Origin of the sequence: Nonomuraea basaltis, from assembly GCF_005893125.1 — a bacterium.
In the GTDB taxonomy this organism is placed as follows: Bacteria; Actinomycetota; Actinomycetes; order Streptosporangiales; family Streptosporangiaceae; genus Nonomuraea; species Nonomuraea basaltis.
Genome location: NZ_VCJS01000109.1, coordinates 25674 through 41679 on the forward strand (window position 1 = coordinate 25674; position 16006 = coordinate 41679).

Sequence of the window (16006 nt, forward strand, 5' to 3'; positions counted from 1 at the left end):
ACTCACCAATTGCCGTCGGTACAAGGAGGAAGGGGGTGATCGGGCGAGTGCACGACATACGCGATGCCGCCGCTGCCAGAGCTCCGGAGCCACACGTTCTCGAACGCTGCCCGCGGATAGATCCGGCGAACCTCGTCGTCGCGCGGCGCGGCTGGGTCGTTCACGACGACGTCGCCCTCGGCCGTGAAGCCGACGACCACCAGGATGTGCCCGTTCGTGGAGTAACAGGAGCCGGGCAGCTCATGCGCCTTGAACGACTGCGACGTGATCACCGGGATCCCGGCGCGTACGAACCGCTCCAGCTCCGCCGCCGACCGCAGTCGCGTCACGAACCCGGCCAGGCCGTACCGGCCCGCGTAGGCCACGTTGAACGGCCAGTTGCCGGTGCCCTGGTAGCTCTCGTCGTAGGTGCCCATGGCCGCGTGGTCCACGATCGGCGCCGGGTCGCCGGCCCCCACCCAGGCCAGCTCGCCGGGATCCGGGCCGCGGCCCCAGAATCCGAGCACCATGGCCACGGAGGCCGGGCCGCACCAGTTCGCGCCGCCGCCGTCGTAGCGCGGGTGGTGCCCGGCGTGCGCGTGCTGCGAGTGCCGCGGCACGTCCAGCTCCACGGGCTCCGCCGCGGCCGGCGCGCTCGGTCCGGCCGGGCGCTCCGGCGGGGCCGAGGCCATCACGCCCAGCCCCGTCACGCGGGCGCCCGCGCCGTGCACGGTGACCCGCACCTGGTACGCCACCACCGGCCGCCGGGCCACGAACGTGTCCACCGCCACGTCCCCGTCCTCGTCGCCCTGCCCGGGCACCGACGTGCGCGGATCGCCGTGTTCGGACCAGCGCCCCATCACGTACCACTTGGTACGGGCCCCTGATGTGGCCCTGGCCCGAAGCGCTACCTCGATCCAGGCGCCCGGCGAGGTGCGCGCCGTCCACGAGGGCACGAGCTGCGTGGCCGGGAAGCCGATCTCGCGTTCCTCGCTGGTCCACGACTCCTCCGCCGTTCCTGGCACGGCGAAGCGGGCGAAGGCGACACGGGCCAGATCGACGGTGAGCACCAGACACATTGTGGTTTCGCACTCCGTGTCGCACATCGGATGGTTTACGTACCGGCCCGATCGTGTCGGTGATGATCTCTATGGTGCGGGGCATGACTCAAGCGGTACAGGCATACTCCTACGCCGGGCGGCTCAGGTTCGAGTCGTTCTCCGTGTGCGGTGGCGTCTACGCCCGGCTCGACGTGCAGGAGCTCGACGGCGACGTCCTCGACCGGGGCACCACCAACGTCGACGTCAACGGCCCGCTGCGCGAGGCCCTCGCCAGAGTGGGCGGCCGGGACCCCGCTCCACCTGGGCGTCGGGCCCGACGAGCTGACCGTCACCACGCTCGACGGCGCGGTCGTGGAGAAGAAGGTGCCGCTGCCGTCGCGGTGGCTGCGCGGGTTCGCCTGAGGTGCAGGTGATCGCGGCCCGGTTCGACCCTCGGGCCGAGCTGGCCGGGCCGCACGCCGTACGCTTCCTGCGCTCGCTGCCGCGCGGCGCCCGCTCCACCGTCTGGGCCGTGCCCGCCGGAGCTGGGGGCCGCGACCTGCGCGTCTCCTCCAGCTTCGCCCCCGGCGGCGTCCGACAGGGAGCAGGTCGCCCAGCTCAATCCCCGGCTGACGGCGGCCCGCGCGCTGGTGTCGTCGGGCGCCGTGCGACTGGTGGGTGACTCGGCCGAGGTGACGACCGACGGCGGGGTGCGGCGGGTGCGCATCGACGCCGAGGTGACCACATGACCACAGGCGACGCGCCACCGGGAGGTGCGCCCGCGAATGCTCAAGGCGACACCTTGATCCGCATCCAAAAGCGCCTCAGAATACCGAAGTTGAAGCGCTTCGACTGAGGGACTCGCAGAGAGACGCCGCCGACCGCCATGGGGTGATCAAGGGCTGCGGCGCGACTCTTCCGTGAGCCGCTGCCGGTGGATTCTGCTCCACGTGTCTACCAACGAGGGGAAACTGGCGTCACGCATGAGATTCTTCCTGCTCGGGTACTTCGAGATCCAGAAGGCGGATGGCGCCCCCCTGGCGGTGAGCCGCGTCAAGCAACGGCAGTTACTCGCACTGTTACTACTCGACTCGCCGAGCGTGGTGACCACCGAACGCTGCATCCGTGCTCTCTGGGGCGAGGAGGTCCCGCCTTCGGCGCGGAGAAACCTGCAGACCTACATCGCGGGGCTGCGAAAGGCCCTTGCCGTGTCGGAGGTCACGATCGAGACCGTACCGGGCGGATACCGGATGGCCGGCATCGGCGACGGCCTTGACTTGACCGCCTTCGAGACGTTGCGCTCCCGCGCGGCGCTCGCTCTCAGCGTGGGCCAGGACGCGGCCGGGATACAGGTGCTCAGGGAGGCGCTGGACATGTGGCGCGGATCGGCGCTGCAGGATCTCGCGGAGAGCTCCGAGGTGTTCAGGAACGCCGCCATCCGGCTCGACGGGTGGCGGCTGACCGCGATCGGCGACTTCGCCGATGGTTGCATCCGGATGGGGGCGTACGAGACGGCCATCGACCAGTTGCGGGCCGCGATCTCCTGGGACCCCCTTCGGGAAGATCTGCGGGGCCGGCTCATGCTGGCCTATCACCTGAGCGGGCGGCGAGCGGACGCGCTTCTCGCCTACCACGAATGCCGGGCCGCGCTCGTCCAGCGGCTCGGAGTCGGTCCCTCGCACGCACTCGCACTCCTGCACAACAAGATATTGATGGACGACCCTCACCTGTGAAGCGGCGTATGGCGGTTGTATGGCGATCGTGGACAGGCCTCGACAATCCTGAGGGCAGGCAACCGATGAAGTAGGAGGTGTGCCATGCCCGTACGGACCCCTGACGGTCGGACGCTGACCGTCGAGGGCATGCCCGAGCCCTTCAAGACCGGGTGGAGCTGCCTGCTCTGGGTTCATGTCGACACCGGTGCGTATCGAGTCCACACAGGGGCCGCTGGTGCCAGGGAGCTCGTCGCCCGATACCTGGGAGAGTTCAGCCGGTTCACCGTCAGGGAAGCGTCCTGGAACGGAGCCCGGCTGGTCTCGTACGAGGATCCGGAGATCAGCGGCACCACCATGTTGTGGATCGGCCCCCACCACGAGCTCTACACCTTCGTTCCCGGGACGGGTGTGCCCTTCGAGGTGTTCATGGACCAGCTGGGCAGATTCGACGTGCAGGACGCCCCAGACGGCCTGGTGCTCACGCCCCGTCCCGGGGCGGGGGTACAGTTCGCGAGCTTGATCGCGGTCAACACGCTCGACGGGGTGTGCTCCGTCCAGGTCAAGCCGCGCTCTGAGGCGGCGCCCGAGCTGCCGGGCCGCGCCGGCAAGCGGGTGCGGGGAGGAGAGCTCTGGAAGGTCGACGAACGCGCCGCCGACGGAAAGTTGTTCCGCTCCGCCCTGCTGGTGAACGACACGACGGCCACGACCCTCATGGCCGCGCAGCCCGATGACCCGCGGTTCGCGGCCGTGGCCGACTCCATCGAATGCAAGCTGAACTGACACCCATGCAGAACATCATCAACTCCCTTGCCGTCCTCGCCTTCCTTGGCATGATCATCGCGCTCTTCGCGCTGTCGGCCCTGCTCAGGACGGTCAGAGAACTCCAGCAGGCGGCACTGGCCGCCTCCGCTCAGGGTTCCGTCACGCCGGGCGTCCGTTCGGTCGCCCGCTTCGCCTCCACGGACGGTCGTCCCACGTTCCTGCTGGTGGTCTCGGAGCACTGCGCGAGTTGCCGCGAGCGCGCCGAACGCCTCGCCGTCGTCGCCGACGGCCGCGTCGAAGGCCATCTGAAGATGCTGAGTGCCGGAGCCGCCTGCGGGACGTGGGTGGAGGGGACGAAGATCGAATTCATCGCGGACTCGGACCTGCTGGGGAGGGTGGCGATCGGCGCCACCCCTTCCTTGGTGAAGTACGCACCGGACGGAACCGAGGCATGGCGCCGGGTCGTGGGATCTGACAACGATCTCGACCAGTACCTCGGGGCTCAATCTTCAGATGTTGCGAACGTGAGGTGAGTTTCATGACGACCGACTACTGGGCGAGTGTTCCCTCCGCGGACGAGCCTGAATCGACGGATTCCACATCGTCGAGGCCGCGCCGGGCACGGCCGCGCCTGGCCCGCCGGACGATGTTCAAGACCATGGGGGTGCTCGGCGGCGCGCTCGCGCTGAATGTGGTGGGTGCGCTGCCGCCCGCGCGGATCAGGAGTGCCTCCGCGAGGGTCGGTACCGAGTGGACCCACTGTGCCGGGTTCGGCGGGTGGGCCGGCTACGACAACAACACCAAGATCTGTGTGGGTGCGCCTTACTCCAGGTCCTACTGCGGGAGCGACGGCTGGTTCCGTACCGACGGCAACGCCTACTCCGCGTACATCCCCATCCAGGCGTGCGGTACCGGCAGTTACAGCAAGAAAAACGCCTGGCGCTGGACGCACAGCGGAACACCGTACCGTTGCGCGGACGGGTACTTCCGCGTCTACGGCTCGGGCGACACCTTCTACATCTGCTCGTGGTCCAATCCGTAAATGGGCCGGCTTGTCTCCGCTTCGCGCGCCGCGGGTTGCTCCTCGCGGCGCTCGCTGTGGCGCCGGTCGTGGATGTCGCTGATCGCCGTGCTGATCGCGGTGGGAGGTTGCGCCGCTGAGCCGACGGTCTCCCTTCCATCCGGCGGCCCCACCCCGTCGCCGGATGTCCTCCTGGAGCCGGGCCAGCTGACCGGTTCCTGGACGGAGGCGAAGACGGGGGACGGGAGCTGGGCGAGTCTGGAGGACGATCTCGTTCCGTGCTCCCGGCGGGCGATCGCTCCCGGCCACGCGCCGGTGCGCTTCCGGGTGTTCCGGGCCGCCGACGGTGCGTCGGTGTCCCAGCTGGTGGTGTCCGAGGTGGACGGGATGGATTCGTTCAAGCGGTTCTACGCCGAATGCCTGGCGGTGGGAGAGGTCGAGAGCAAGACAGGACCGAGCCACGTGGCCAGGTACGCGGAGGAGCTGGAGATCGCCGCGTTCACCGAGGACCGGTTGATGGTCATCAGCGGACCGGTATCCCGGGACGATCTCCGCCGGATCGCGGACATCGCCCGGCGACACCTTACGGGCGGTTCATGACGCGGCTCCGGAGGCCTCCCACGTACCTGACGTGACGCACAAGGCAGGGTCTCTAGAGGTACAGGCCCGTGGACTCGTCGCCGCCGGTGGGGGCGATCTCGCGGCCGGCGCGGAGGGCGTACAGCTCCGCGAGGGTCGCCCCCGACGGGCCCACGCCCTGGGACGTGCCGAGCCACGCGACGGCCTCGTTCCTGCTGAGCGGGCCGACCTCGAGCTGTGCCAGGCAGCGGCCCGGGCGTACGACGGCCGGGTGGAGCCTGGCCAGGTCCTCGTTCGTGGTGATCGCCACCAGGACGTCGCGGCCCTGCCCGAGCAGGCCGTCGGTCAGGTTGAGCAGGCGAGACAGGCCCTGACCCGCCTGGGCCTTGGCACCCGCGCTGATCAGCTCGTCGCAGTCCTCCAGGACCAGCAGCCGCCACCGCTGCGTGTCCTCGTCGGTGTCGTAGCCGACCGCCACCTCCATGAGGTAGCCGGGCTCGTTGAACAGGCGCTCGGGGTCGAGTACGCAGTCCACCTGGCACCAGTCGTGCCACTGCTTCGCCAGCGTGCGCAGCAGCGTGGTCTTGCCGGTGCCGGGCTGGCCGTGCAGGAGGACGAGGCGGCCGTTCACGTCGGCCGGGGTGATCGACATCAGCCTGTCGAGGGCGGGGCGGATCTTGCCGGAGTAATTCTTGCCGATCTCGGCCCACGGCTGAGCGGTGATCGGCTTCTCCGAGCGCGTGCCCCCGTGCGTGCCGCGCCACCAGAAGCCCATCTCGACGTGGTCGGCTTCGGGCACGGCCTCCTCGGCGCCGTCGATGCTCTCCTGGAGCACGGTCTTGGCCAGCTCCTCGTTCACCGCCGTCACGCTGACGGTGGCGGTGCGGTTGCGGTGGCGTACGACGCGCAGGGTCCAGCCTTCGCCGCAGATGAGCCGCGACTCCGAGCCGTCCTCGACCCGCGCGGTACGCAGCACGCGGGCGCCCGGCGGGCTGAGCGGGGCGTCGGGACGCACGCGCTCCAGGTTGGCCAGGCGGGACCAGGGCTGGGCGCCCGTCGCGAACGGCGACAGCGCCAGGGCGTCGATGACGTCGATGGCGGAGTCGGCGTCGTCGAGCCAGATGTTCATCGGAAGCTCAGAGGAGTCCCGGCTGGGGAACGGCACCTCCCTAATCACAGACATAGCGTCAATGATCTAAGCCACCGCCCCCGATGTCGAAGGGTTTGACCGGAAATCCGGCTAAATTCGGTTAGTTCTTGCTGAGCTTACCGGTCTGCGTGACGAGCCCCGGGCCCGGCACATCCTGCCACCTGTAGGTGAGCGTGTCGTCCTGCAGCGCCAGCCAGATGGTGCCGGCGATGCAGCCGCCCTCGTTCTCGCCCAGGGAGAAGGTCAGCTGGGTGTCCTCCACCTTGGTCAGGGTGATGGTTCCCTTGCATTCGTCGTCGGCGTCCTTCTCCGACCAGGCCGCGGTGGACTCGCCCTCCTCCAGGTCCACGGTGTTCTCGGCGCCGTCGGGGTCCATGGGGTTGGTGCTGGTGGTGTGGCCCGACCAGTCTCCGTCGAAGGCGGCAGGGATCTTCAGGTCCGTGGCGGCCTGGGTCTGCGTGGGCGGCTCGGTGCCGGCTGACGGCTCCGCGCTGGGTGACTGGGTGGCCGGCGGGGTGGCCGATGATGATCGGTCTCCGCCGGTGGCCGGGGCACGGGTCGCCAGGTACGCCGTGGTGCCGGCCGCGCCGAAGACGATCACCGCGGTCACCGTGGCGATGAGCGCGCCCCGGGAGCGCCGGGCCCGCGCCGCGGTGGTCTCCGAAAGGCCCTGCGGACCGGTGGGGGAGCCGTTGCGCCCTCCGGCGTGACCCCAGGGACCCTGAGGGCCGTGGGGGCCGGATCCCGGGGCGCTGTGCCACTCGCCCGCCGCGCCAGGCGGAGCGGCAGCGCCGGCCGACGGCGCTGGGACGGCGGGTGCCGGTGCCGAGCCGCCGCCTGATGGCGCCGGGGTGTTGGGGGTGACCAGGGACACCATCAGCTGCTGCGCCGTGGGCCGGCGCGACGGGTCCTTGGCCAGGCAGGACGCGATCAGCCCGCGCAGGCGGGGCGGCAGCGGCGCCAGGTCCGGGTCGGTGTGCAGCACCCGGTGCAGCACGGCGGGTACGGTGTCCGCCCCGAACGGGCTCGTCCCCGTGGCCGCGTACACCATCGACGTCGCCCACGCGAACACGTCCGACGCCGGCGACGCGGGCGTGCCGCCGATCTGCTCGGGCGCCAGGTAGGCGGGCGTGCCGATCAGGCCGGACGTCATCGTCGCGGCCCCCTCCGCCCTGGCGATGCCGAAGTCCACCACGCGCGGCCCATCGGGACCGAGCAGCACGTTGGCCGGCTTGAAGTCGCGGTGCACGATCCCGGCCGCGTGGATGGCCGCCAGCGCGGTGGCCGTGCCGACCACCAGCCGTTCGAGCTCGCCCCCGCCCAGGGGGCCGCGCTCCCGCACCCGGTCCGCCAGCGACGGCCCGTCGACGTATTCGCTCACCACGTACGGCCGCGGCCCGTCGGTCGAGGCGTCGAGCACCCGGGCCGTGCAGAAGGAGGCGATGCTCTCCAGCGCGTCGAGCTCGCGCGCGAGCCTGACCCGGGTCTCCTTGTCGCCCGTGTTGAGTAGCTTGATCGCGACCGGCCGGCCGTCGGGGGAGTGGGCGAGGTAGACCACGCCCTGCCCGCCCTCGCCGAGCCGGCCGGCCAGGCGGAAGCCGCCCAGCGACGCCGGATCGTCTGGTGTGAGGGGGGCGGCCATGGCCGATACGTTACCGGTCTTCATGCGGAAGCGAAGATCGCCCGGGTATCTTGTCCTGTTGGGTTAAATCACTCCTTACATGGAGGTATCGGGCAAGTGTCCAAGGTCACGTTCCGCGAACGCGCGCGGTACTGGTTCGACAACACCATGTCGAAGGGCACGGCGTCGCTGATCGGCTGGCTGGCCGTGGTGTCGGTCGGGCTCATCGCGGTCGTGGCCGCGCTCACGCTCTGGCTCGCGCCGAACGAGCCGGAGGGCGTGGGCAATCCGGGCGAGGTGCTCTGGATCGCTCTCATGCACGCGCTCACCCCGAGCAAGGTGGCCAGCGACAAGGGCTCGATGGCCTACATGACCGTGATGTTCGCCGGCTCGCTCGGCGGCCTGTTCATCGTCAGCATGCTCGTCGGCCTGCTGTCGAACGGCCTCAAGCAGAAGGTGGACCGCCTGCGCAGGGGCCGCTCGCGAATCGTGGAGTCCGGCCACACGGTGGTGCTGGGCTGGTCGGACCAGGTGTTCACGATCGTGGGCGAGCTGGTCAAGGCGCACGCCAGCCAGAAGGACTCGGTCATCGCGGTCCTGGCGGAACATGACAAGCTCGACATGGAAGAGGACATCCGCGAGCACGTCGGCGACCTGGGCAGGACCCGCCTGGTCTGCCGTACCGGGCGGCCCACGGAGCCGCGCGACCTCGTGCTGATGAACCTGGACGCGGCCAGCTCCGTCGTCGTGCTCTCGCCCGAGGGCGAGGACCCGGACGCGCACGTCATCAAGATCCTGCTCGCGCTCGCCAAGCGCGACGGCAAGCACCCGCCGGTGGTCGCCGCGCTCGCCTCCAGTCGCAACATCGCCGCCGCCCGCCTGGCCGGCGGTCAGGACGTGCACCTGGTCGACTCCGACGACACCGCCTCCAGGCTCATCGTGCAGTCCTCGCGCCAGTCCGGCATGTCCGTGGTCTGCATGGACCTGCTGAACTTCGACGGCGGCGAGATCTACATGCGCACCCCGAAGAAGCTCGTCGGCGTCACGTACGGCGACGCCCTGCACGCGTACCAGACCGCCTGCGTCATCGGCCTGCGCCGGCCGTCCGGCACCGTGCTGAACCCGCCCATGGACACCGTCATCACAGACGACGACCAGATCATCGTCATCGCGCACGACGACTCCCACGTCCGCCTGGCGGCCGGCAGGCCGTCGGTGGACGAGGCCGCCGTCGTCATGGGCGAGCGCCCGGCCCCCGAGCCCGAGCGCATGCTCCTGCTCAACTGGAACGGCAGGGCCGAGCAGATCGTCCGCTACCTCGACGGCTACGTCGCCCCCGGGGCCGTCCTGGAGATCGCCGCCGGCCACCCCAAGGCCGGCACCGGCCTGGTCGGCCTGCGCAACCTCACGGTGAACGTCAAGGACTGCGACACCACCGACAGGTTCGCCCTCGAATCGCTCGGCGTCGGCCTCTTCCAGCACGTCATCGTGCTGTCCGACGATCGCTTCGACGCGCACCACTCCGACACGCGCACGCTCATGACGCTGCTCCAGCTCCGCGACATGCAGAGCGTGCTCGGCGAGCACTACTCGATCGTCAGTGAGATGCACGACGAGAACAACCGCGCCCTGGCCGAGGTCACCGAGGCCGACGACATCGTGATCAGCGACACCGTCATCGGGCTGCTGCTCGCCCAGCTGGCCGAGAACAGGCACCTGGCGGACGTGTTCGGCTACCTGTTCGACTCGCGAGGGTCGGAGATCTACCCCCGTCCCGCCTCCTGGTACGTCAAGACGGGCACGAAGGTGACGTTCACCACGGTCGTCGAGGCGGCCCGGCGCCGCGGCGAGACCGCCATCGGCTATCGCAGCTCCGAGGCGCGCAACAACCCGCCGCACTACGGCATCGTCCTGAACCCCGACAAGTCGGAGCCCATCGTCATGAACGAGCGGGACTCGGTGATCGTCCTCGCCGAACGCTGAGCCGTCTCCGGAGCCGCACGCGAGCGGTTCACCGAGGTGGGCTAGCGTTTGCCCCGTGAGGACCATTGACTGGGTCGACGGCGCCGTCGAGCTCGTGGACCAGACGCTCTTACCCGACAAGTGCGTGATGCTCCGCATCCACACCGTCGATGAGCTCGTCGACGCCATCCGGAGGCTGGCCGTGCGCGGCGCGCCCGCGCTCGGCGTGGCCGGCGCGCTCGGCGTCGTGCTGGCCGGCGGCGACCCCGCGCAGATCGCCAGGCTCCGCGCCGCCCGGCCCACCGCCGTCAACCTCGCCTGGGGCGTCGACCAGGCCGTAGCGCACCTGCGAGAAGGCCATGACGCGGTGCTGGCGGCCGCGCTGCGCGTGCGCGACGACGACCTCGCCGCCTGCAAGGCGATGGGGGAGCGCGGGGCCGACCTGCTCGAGGGCGACCGGCTGCGGATCATGACCGTGTGCAACACCGGCGGGCTCGCCGCCGTCGAGCGCGGCACCGCCCTGGGCGTCGTGCAGACGCTGCACGAGCGCGGGCGGCTGGTCGAGGTCCTCGTCCTGGAGACCCGGCCCCTGCTGCAGGGCGCCCGGCTCACCACCTGGGAGCTGGCCAGGATGGGCGCGCCGCACCGGCTCATCGCCGACTCGGCGGGGCCGTACCTGCTGGCCAAGGGCGAGGTGGACGCGGTGCTCATCGGCGCCGACCGGATCGCCGCCAACGGCGACACCGCCAACAAGATCGGCTCGTACGCGCTCGCGCTCGGCGCCGAACGCGCCGGGGTGCCGTTCGTGGTGGTCGCGCCCGAGTCCACGATCGACCAGAAGACACCGTCGGGCGAGCACATCGAGATCGAGGACCGGGGCGCCGACGAGGTCGTGTCCATCAGAGGTGTACGAGTGGCTCCTGAGGGAACTCCGGCGTTGAACCCGGCGTTCGACGTGACTCCGCACGATCTCATCACGGCGATCGTGACGGACAAGCGGGTGATCAGGCCGTAGGCGAAATCTCCGATCCAGGAGACCTGTCCGCGTCCCCCGCGCTACGCTCGGTCGTCCCGACCATCACCCTCGGAGCTCACCGTGGCCATTGACCTGGTGTTACGGCGTGACTGGAACGCTCGCGCGCCGCGCGGCAGCTACACCCAGCTCGACTCCACCAAGGGGGTGAAGGTCCACAACACCGGCGGCAGGGTCGACCCGGGCATCGTCGCGAACCACAGTGGCTGCGTCTCCCTGGTGCGCTCCATCCAGGGCTCCCACATGGACGGCAACGGCTGGATAGACATCGGCTACTCGTATGTCGCATGTCCGCATATGAAGGTGTTCGAGGGGCGTGGCCTGTACCACCTGCCCGCCGCGAACGGCCCGGGGCTCAACGCCGGCCATTACGCCGTGCTCGGGCTGGTCGGCAACGCCGGCCTCGTCCAGCCGCCCGACGGCGTCCTGCACGCGATCCTCGATGCGGTCCAGCACGTACGCGACCGCGGCCGCGCCGGCAACGAGATCAAGGGGCACCGCGACGGATACGCGACCGACTGCCCGGGCGAGCCGCTCTACGCCTGGGTGCGCCGGGGCGCGCCCCGCCCCGGCGGTACCCCGCCGCCCGGCCCGGTCACGCCGCCGTTCCCCGGGCGGCTGCTGAAGTACCCGCCGGTGATGCGCGGCGAGGACGTGCGCACCTGGCAGACCCAGATGCGGAAGCGCGGCTGGACCCTGTCCGCGGACGGCGCGTACGGCCCCGAGTCGCGCGACGTGTGCCGCGCGTTCCAGCGCGAGCAGGGCGTCGACGACGACGGGATCGTGGGTCCGGTCACGTGGCGGCTGGCCTGGGAGGCGCCCGCCGCTTGATCCCGTTCTGGGGCGACCCGGGGTTACCGCGCTCCTTGCGCTCCGCCTACTATCCGAACCATGGAACTCGCAGCGGGGTTCGCGCCCACGACTCGTGACGACTGGCGGGCGCTGGCGATGGAGGTCCTGCGCAAGTCGGGGGTCGAAACGGTCTCGCCGGAGGAGGCGCTGTCCACCACGACGTACGACGGGGTCACCGTCGCGCCTCTCTACGACCTCGACGACCTGCCCGGCCACCCGGGGCCGCCCGGTGTGCCGCCGTACGTGCGCGGGTCGCGGGCCGTCACCGGCTGGGACGTGCGGCAGCGGCACGCCGTGCCCGACCCGGAGGCGGTGCTCGCCGACCTGGAGAACGGCGTCACCTCGCTCTGGCTGGTCGTCGGCGACGGCGCGATCCCGGCCGGCGCGCTCGGCACGGTGCTCAAGGACGTCTACCTCGACCTGGTCCCCGTCGTGCTGGAGGCGGGAGAGCACGTGCGCGAGGCCGCCGAGGCGCTGTTCGCGCTGGCCGCCGCGCGCGGCACCGCGCTCACCGGCAACCTGGGTGCCTCTGGTGCGGCCGGGGCCGAGCTGGCGCTGCGCTGCGCCGCCGGCTTCCCGGGGATGCGGGCCGTCACCGTGGACGCCACGCCGTACCACGACGCGGGCGGCAGCGACGCCGAGGAGCTGGGCTGCTCGATCGCGCGGGGCGTCGCCGAGTTGCGGGTGCTCACCGGCGCCGGCCTCTCTGTGGAGCAAGCGCTAGGGCAGATCGAGTTCCGGTACGCCGCCACCGCCGACCAGTTCGCCACCATCGCCAAGCTGCGGGCCGCCCGCCGGCTGTGGGCCAGGGTCGCCGAGGTGTGCGGCGCGGCCGGGCACGGCGGGCAACGTCAGCACGCCGTGACCAGCTCGGCCATGATGACCGCCCGCGACCCCTGGGTGAACATGCTGCGCACCACCCTGGCCTGCTTCGCCGCCGGGGTCGGCGGGGCCGAGGCGGTCACCGTGCAGCCGTTCGACGCCCGCCTCGGGCTGCCGGACGCGTTCTCCCGCCGCATCGCCCGCAACACGCAGTCGCTGCTGCTGGAGGAGGCGGGGGTCGGCCGGGTGATCGACCCGGCGGGCGGCTCGTGGTACGTCGAGCGCCGCACCGACGGCCTGGCCGAGCGGGCGTGGGCGTGGTTCCAGGAGATCGAGGCCGCCGGCGGCATCGACGCGGCCGCCGCGCCGGTGTCCGCGCGCATCGCCGCCACCCGGGACCGCCGCGCCGCCGACATCGCCCGCCGGCGCCTCCCGATCACGGGCGTCAGCGAGTTCCCCAACCTGCACGAGAAGCCCCTCCACCGCCCGCCGGCCGGGACGGCGAAGCCCGGGATCGTGCGGTACGCGGAGGAGTTCGAGGCGCTGCGCGACCTCGCCGACGCCCAGCCCGAGCGGCCCAAGGTGTTCCTGGCCACCATCGGTCCCATCGCCGCCCACACCGCGCGCGCCGCGTTCGCCGCGAACCTGTTCCAGGCGGGCGGCCTGGCCACCGAGACCGCCGGTCCGGGAACCGACCCCGAGCAGATCGCCACCGCCTTCGCCGTCAGCGGTGCAGCCGTCGCCTGCCTGTGCTCCAGCGACAAGCTGTACGCCCAGCACGCCGCCGCCGTGGCCGCCGCCCTGCGAAGAGCCGGGGCGAAGAAGGTGTGGCTTGCGGGGAAGGGGGAGTACGACGGCGTGGACGCCACCCTCCACGCGGGCTGCGACGCGCTGCACGTGCTCCGCACGACCTTCGACGACCTGGAGGTGACCCGATGATCCCGGACTTCTCCGGCATCCCGCTCAACGGCCTGCCCCCGGAGGCGGCGGGGACGCACGCGCACGAGGGCGAGGTCTGGGAGACGCCCGAGGGCATCGGCGTCAAGCCGGTCTACACAGCCCAGGACCTGGAGGGGCTCGACTTCCTGCGCACCTATCCGGGCGCGGCGCCGTACCTGCGCGGCCCCTACCCCACCATGTACGTCAACCAGCCCTGGACCATCCGCCAGTACGCCGGCTTCTCCACCGCCGAGGACTCCAACGCCTTCTACCGGCGCAACCTCGCCGCCGGGCAGAAGGGCCTGTCGGTGGCCTTCGACCTGGCCACGCACCGGGGCTACGATTCCGATCACCCGCGCGTGGCCGGCGACGTGGGCATGGCCGGAGTGGCGATCGACTCGATCTACGACATGCGGCAGCTGTTCGACGGGATCCCCCTCGACGAGATGTCGGTGTCGATGACCATGAACGGCGCCGTGCTGCCGGTGCTGGCGTTGTACATCGTGGCCGCCGAGGAGCAGGGCGTCGCGCCGGAGCAGCTCGCCGGGACCATCCAGAACGACATCCTCAAGGAGTTCATGGTCCGCAACACCTACATCTACCCGCCGGCCCCGTCGATGCGGATCATCTCGGACATCTTCGCGTACACCAGCGAGAAAATGCCGAAGTTCAACTCCATCAGCATCTCCGGCTACCACATCCAGGAGGCCGGAGCGACCTGCGACCTGGAGCTGGCCTACACGCTCGCCGACGGAGTCGAATACCTGCGCGCCGGGGTCGCCGCCGGGATGGACATCGACCGGTTCGCGCCGCGGCTGTCGTTCTTCTGGTGCATCGGCATGAACTTCTTCATGGAGGTCGCCAAGCTGCGGGCCGCCAGGCTGCTGTGGGCCAAGCTCGTCTCCGGGTTCAACGCCGCGAACCCGAAGTCGCTGAGCCTGCGTACGCACTGCCAGACCTCCGGCTGGTCGCTGACCGCGCAGGACGTGTTCAACAACGTCGTACGCACCTGCGTCGAGGCCATGGCCGCGACCCAGGGCCACACCCAGTCGCTGCACACCAACGCCCTCGACGAGGCGCTCGCCCTGCCCACCGACTTCTCCGCACGCATCGCCCGCAACACCCAGCTCCTCCTCCAGCAGGAATCGGGCACCACGCGCCCGATCGACCCCTGGGGCGGCTCCTACTACATCGAGCGCCTCACCCACGACCTCGCCGAACGCGCCTGGGCGCACATCGAGGAGGTCGAGGCCGCCGGCGGCATGGCCAGGGCCATCGAGGCCGGGCTGCCCAAGCTCCGCATCGAGGAGGCGGCGGCCCGCACCCAGGCCCGCATCGACTCCGGGCGGCAGCCGGTGATCGGCGTGAACAAGTACCGTGCCGAGAGCGACGAGGCCATCGAGGTGCTCAAGGTCGACAACAGCGCCGTACGCGCCCAGCAGCTCGACAAGCTGGCCAGGCTCAGGGCCGAACGCGACGACGACACCGTGCGGCACGCGCTCGACGCGCTCACCAAGGCCGCCGACAACCCCGCGCCCGGCCTGGAGAACAACCTGCTCAAGCTGGCCGTGGACGCCGCCCGAGCCAAGGCCACCGTGGGCGAGATCTCCGACGCGCTCGAGCGGGTGTTCGGCCGGCACGCCGAGCAGGTCCGTACCATTTCAGGGGTGTACCGCGACGAGTCAGGCCAGGCCGGCAACATCGAACGCGTCCGCCAGGCCTGCGCCGACTTCGAGAAGGCCGAGGGCCGCCGCCCGCGCATCCTGGTGGCCAAGATGGGCCAGGACGGCCACGACCGCGGCCAGAAGGTGATCGCCACCGCCTTCGCCGACCTGGGCTTCGACGTGGACGTCGGCCCGCTGTTCCAGACGCCGGAGGAGGTCGCCAGGCAGGCCGTCGAGGCCGACGTGCACATCGTCGGCGTCTCGTCGCTGGCCGCCGGGCACCTCACGCTGGTGCCCGCGCTGCGCGAGGCGCTGGCCGGCCTCGAGGCCGGCGACATCATGATCGTCGTTGGCGGGGTCATCCCGCCCGGCGACCACGACGAGCTGCGCGCCGCGGGCGCCGCCGCGATCTTCCCGCCGGGCACCGTGATCGCCGACGCCGCCCTCGACCTCCTCGACGAGCTCAGACGTCACACATCGTGACCGAGATCGACCGCTCGATCGGAACGGGAGAGGTGATCCGCAGCGTGACGCGGTGGGTGCCGCCGGTGCTCGTGAGGGAGCGCGGAGAGGTCAGGTAGCGCCGGCCGTTCTCGGAGATGATCGCCGACGAGCGGTCCACCGTGGCGCCGTCGACGATCCAGGTGTACCTGAACGTCAGCGGTTCGCCCGTCCGCGCCACCAGCGCCCGCAGCGTGACCTCCCCGCCGGCCCAGCAGTCGCCGTTCAACGTGCCGCCCGGCCGCAGGTAGACGAGCCTGAGCCGGCCGGTCGCGGCGGCGGTCGTCGTCCCATCGCCGGTGGGCACGACGCTGGGCGTGCCCTCGGTCTGCGGGCTGGGCCTGGCGGTACGGGTCCGCTGGGGCC

At 71.0% G+C, this 16006-nt stretch carries 16 protein-coding genes; 12 read left to right on the top strand and 4 right to left on the bottom strand.

What is annotated here, in order from left to right; all coding sequences use genetic code 11:
- Window positions 1–2 precede the first annotated feature (2 nt).
- Complete coding sequence (locus tag EJK15_RS38900; RefSeq protein WP_138715477.1) at window positions 3–1058, bottom strand: C39 family peptidase; 1056 nt, start codon at window positions 1056–1058, stop codon at window positions 3–5.
- Between the two features lie 83 nt (window positions 1059–1141).
- On the opposite strand from EJK15_RS38900, the gene EJK15_RS75110 reads away from it, so the two are divergent.
- The 7 genes from EJK15_RS75110 (at window position 1142) to EJK15_RS38930 (ending at window position 5117) form a co-directional block, all read left to right on the top strand.
- A complete protein-coding gene (locus tag EJK15_RS75110; RefSeq protein ID WP_240777488.1) occupies window positions 1142–1453 on the top strand; it encodes a hypothetical protein in 312 nt (103 codons plus the stop codon).
- Window positions 1450–1701, top strand: a complete 252-nt coding sequence (locus EJK15_RS75115; RefSeq protein ID WP_240777489.1) for a hypothetical protein — start codon at window positions 1450–1452, stop codon at window positions 1699–1701. Before EJK15_RS75110 ends, EJK15_RS75115 begins: the two co-directional genes overlap by 4 nt.
- 268 nt (window positions 1702–1969) lie before the next feature.
- A complete protein-coding gene (locus EJK15_RS38910; RefSeq protein WP_138715478.1) occupies window positions 1970–2752 on the top strand; it encodes an AfsR/SARP family transcriptional regulator in 783 nt (260 codons plus the stop codon).
- Window positions 2753–2836: 84 nt separating this feature from the next.
- On the top strand, window positions 2837–3514 hold the full coding sequence (locus tag EJK15_RS38915) for a hypothetical protein (protein WP_138715479.1): 678 nt from the start codon (window positions 2837–2839) through the stop codon (window positions 3512–3514).
- A gap of 5 nt (window positions 3515–3519) precedes the next feature.
- A complete protein-coding gene (locus EJK15_RS38920; RefSeq protein WP_138715480.1) occupies window positions 3520–4029 on the top strand; it encodes a hypothetical protein in 510 nt (169 codons plus the stop codon).
- 5 nt (window positions 4030–4034) lie between these two features.
- Complete coding sequence (locus tag EJK15_RS38925) at window positions 4035–4538, top strand: hypothetical protein (protein ID WP_138715481.1); 504 nt, start codon at window positions 4035–4037, stop codon at window positions 4536–4538.
- Entirely contained in the window at window positions 4539–5117 is a 579-nt protein-coding gene (locus EJK15_RS38930) for a hypothetical protein (RefSeq protein ID WP_138715482.1), read from the top strand. It begins immediately after the preceding gene.
- 52 nt (window positions 5118–5169) lie between these two features.
- Here the strand turns inward: EJK15_RS38930 and EJK15_RS38935 are convergent, their stop codons facing one another.
- Together EJK15_RS38935 and EJK15_RS38940 are read right to left on the bottom strand one after the other, a co-directional pair.
- Window positions 5170–6279: a DUF5925 domain-containing protein gene (locus EJK15_RS38935; RefSeq protein WP_138715483.1), complete on the bottom strand. Its 1110-nt coding sequence runs from the start codon at window positions 6277–6279 to the stop codon at window positions 5170–5172.
- 67 nt (window positions 6280–6346) lie between these two features.
- On the bottom strand, window positions 6347–7888 hold the full coding sequence (locus EJK15_RS38940; RefSeq protein WP_171074776.1) for a serine/threonine-protein kinase: 1542 nt from the start codon (window positions 7886–7888) through the stop codon (window positions 6347–6349).
- 96 nt (window positions 7889–7984) lie between these two features.
- Here EJK15_RS38940 and EJK15_RS38945 point away from each other — a divergent pair, with 96 nt between their 5' ends.
- The 5 genes from EJK15_RS38945 to scpA all read left to right on the top strand — a co-directional run bounded on the left by EJK15_RS38945 (window position 7985) and on the right by scpA (window position 15622).
- Window positions 7985–9850: a CASTOR/POLLUX-related putative ion channel gene (locus EJK15_RS38945; RefSeq protein ID WP_138715485.1), complete on the top strand. Its 1866-nt coding sequence runs from the start codon at window positions 7985–7987 to the stop codon at window positions 9848–9850.
- A 55-nt stretch (window positions 9851–9905) separates the two neighbouring features.
- Window positions 9906–10844 carry an S-methyl-5-thioribose-1-phosphate isomerase gene (mtnA, locus tag EJK15_RS38950; RefSeq protein WP_138715486.1) on the top strand — a complete coding sequence of 313 codons (939 nt, stop codon included), beginning with the start codon at window positions 9906–9908 and terminating at the stop codon, window positions 10842–10844.
- An 81-nt stretch (window positions 10845–10925) separates the two neighbouring features.
- Complete coding sequence (locus EJK15_RS38955; RefSeq protein WP_138715487.1) at window positions 10926–11693, top strand: peptidoglycan recognition protein family protein; 768 nt, start codon at window positions 10926–10928, stop codon at window positions 11691–11693.
- Between the two features lie 60 nt (window positions 11694–11753).
- Window positions 11754–13475, top strand: coding sequence for a methylmalonyl-CoA mutase subunit beta (locus tag EJK15_RS38960; RefSeq protein ID WP_138715488.1), 1722 nt, complete (start codon window positions 11754–11756; stop codon window positions 13473–13475).
- The gene (gene scpA / locus EJK15_RS38965; RefSeq protein WP_138715489.1) at window positions 13472–15622 is read left to right on the top strand and encodes a methylmalonyl-CoA mutase; all 2151 of its coding nucleotides are present in this window, start codon (window positions 13472–13474) and stop codon (window positions 15620–15622) included. The genes EJK15_RS38960 and scpA overlap by 4 nt, the downstream gene beginning before the upstream one ends.
- On the opposite strand, the gene EJK15_RS71195 is transcribed toward scpA, so the two are convergent.
- On the bottom strand, window positions 15603–16006 hold a 404-nt coding region (locus EJK15_RS71195), incomplete at its 5' end, for a hypothetical protein (RefSeq protein ID WP_171074777.1). The two genes, scpA and EJK15_RS71195, sit on opposite strands and share 20 nt — an antisense overlap.

What these genes read in the sequence shown, in the direction of transcription:
- EJK15_RS38900 (WP_138715477.1), bottom strand. Translation starts at nt 1,058, where the DNA reads ATGTGTCTGGTGCTCACCGTCGATCTGGCCCGTGTCGCCTTCGCCCGC.
- EJK15_RS38920 (WP_138715480.1), top strand. Translation starts at nt 3,520, where the DNA reads ATGCAGAACATCATCAACTCCCTTGCCGTCCTCGCCTTCCTTGGCATG.
- EJK15_RS38940 (WP_171074776.1), bottom strand. Translation starts at nt 7,888, where the DNA reads ATGGCCGCCCCCCTCACACCAGACGATCCGGCGTCGCTGGGCGGCTTC.
- EJK15_RS38935 (WP_138715483.1), bottom strand. Translation starts at nt 6,279, where the DNA reads ATGTCTGTGATTAGGGAGGTGCCGTTCCCCAGCCGGGACTCCTCTGAG.
- EJK15_RS38915 (WP_138715479.1), top strand. Translation starts at nt 2,837, where the DNA reads ATGCCCGTACGGACCCCTGACGGTCGGACGCTGACCGTCGAGGGCATG.
- scpA (WP_138715489.1), top strand. Translation starts at nt 13,472, where the DNA reads ATGATCCCGGACTTCTCCGGCATCCCGCTCAACGGCCTGCCCCCGGAG.
- EJK15_RS38925 (WP_138715481.1), top strand. Translation starts at nt 4,035, where the DNA reads ATGACGACCGACTACTGGGCGAGTGTTCCCTCCGCGGACGAGCCTGAA.
- EJK15_RS38960 (WP_138715488.1), top strand. Translation starts at nt 11,754, where the DNA reads ATGGAACTCGCAGCGGGGTTCGCGCCCACGACTCGTGACGACTGGCGG.
- EJK15_RS75110 (WP_240777488.1), top strand. Translation starts at nt 1,142, where the DNA reads ATGACTCAAGCGGTACAGGCATACTCCTACGCCGGGCGGCTCAGGTTC.
- EJK15_RS38930 (WP_138715482.1), top strand. Translation starts at nt 4,539, where the DNA reads ATGGGCCGGCTTGTCTCCGCTTCGCGCGCCGCGGGTTGCTCCTCGCGG.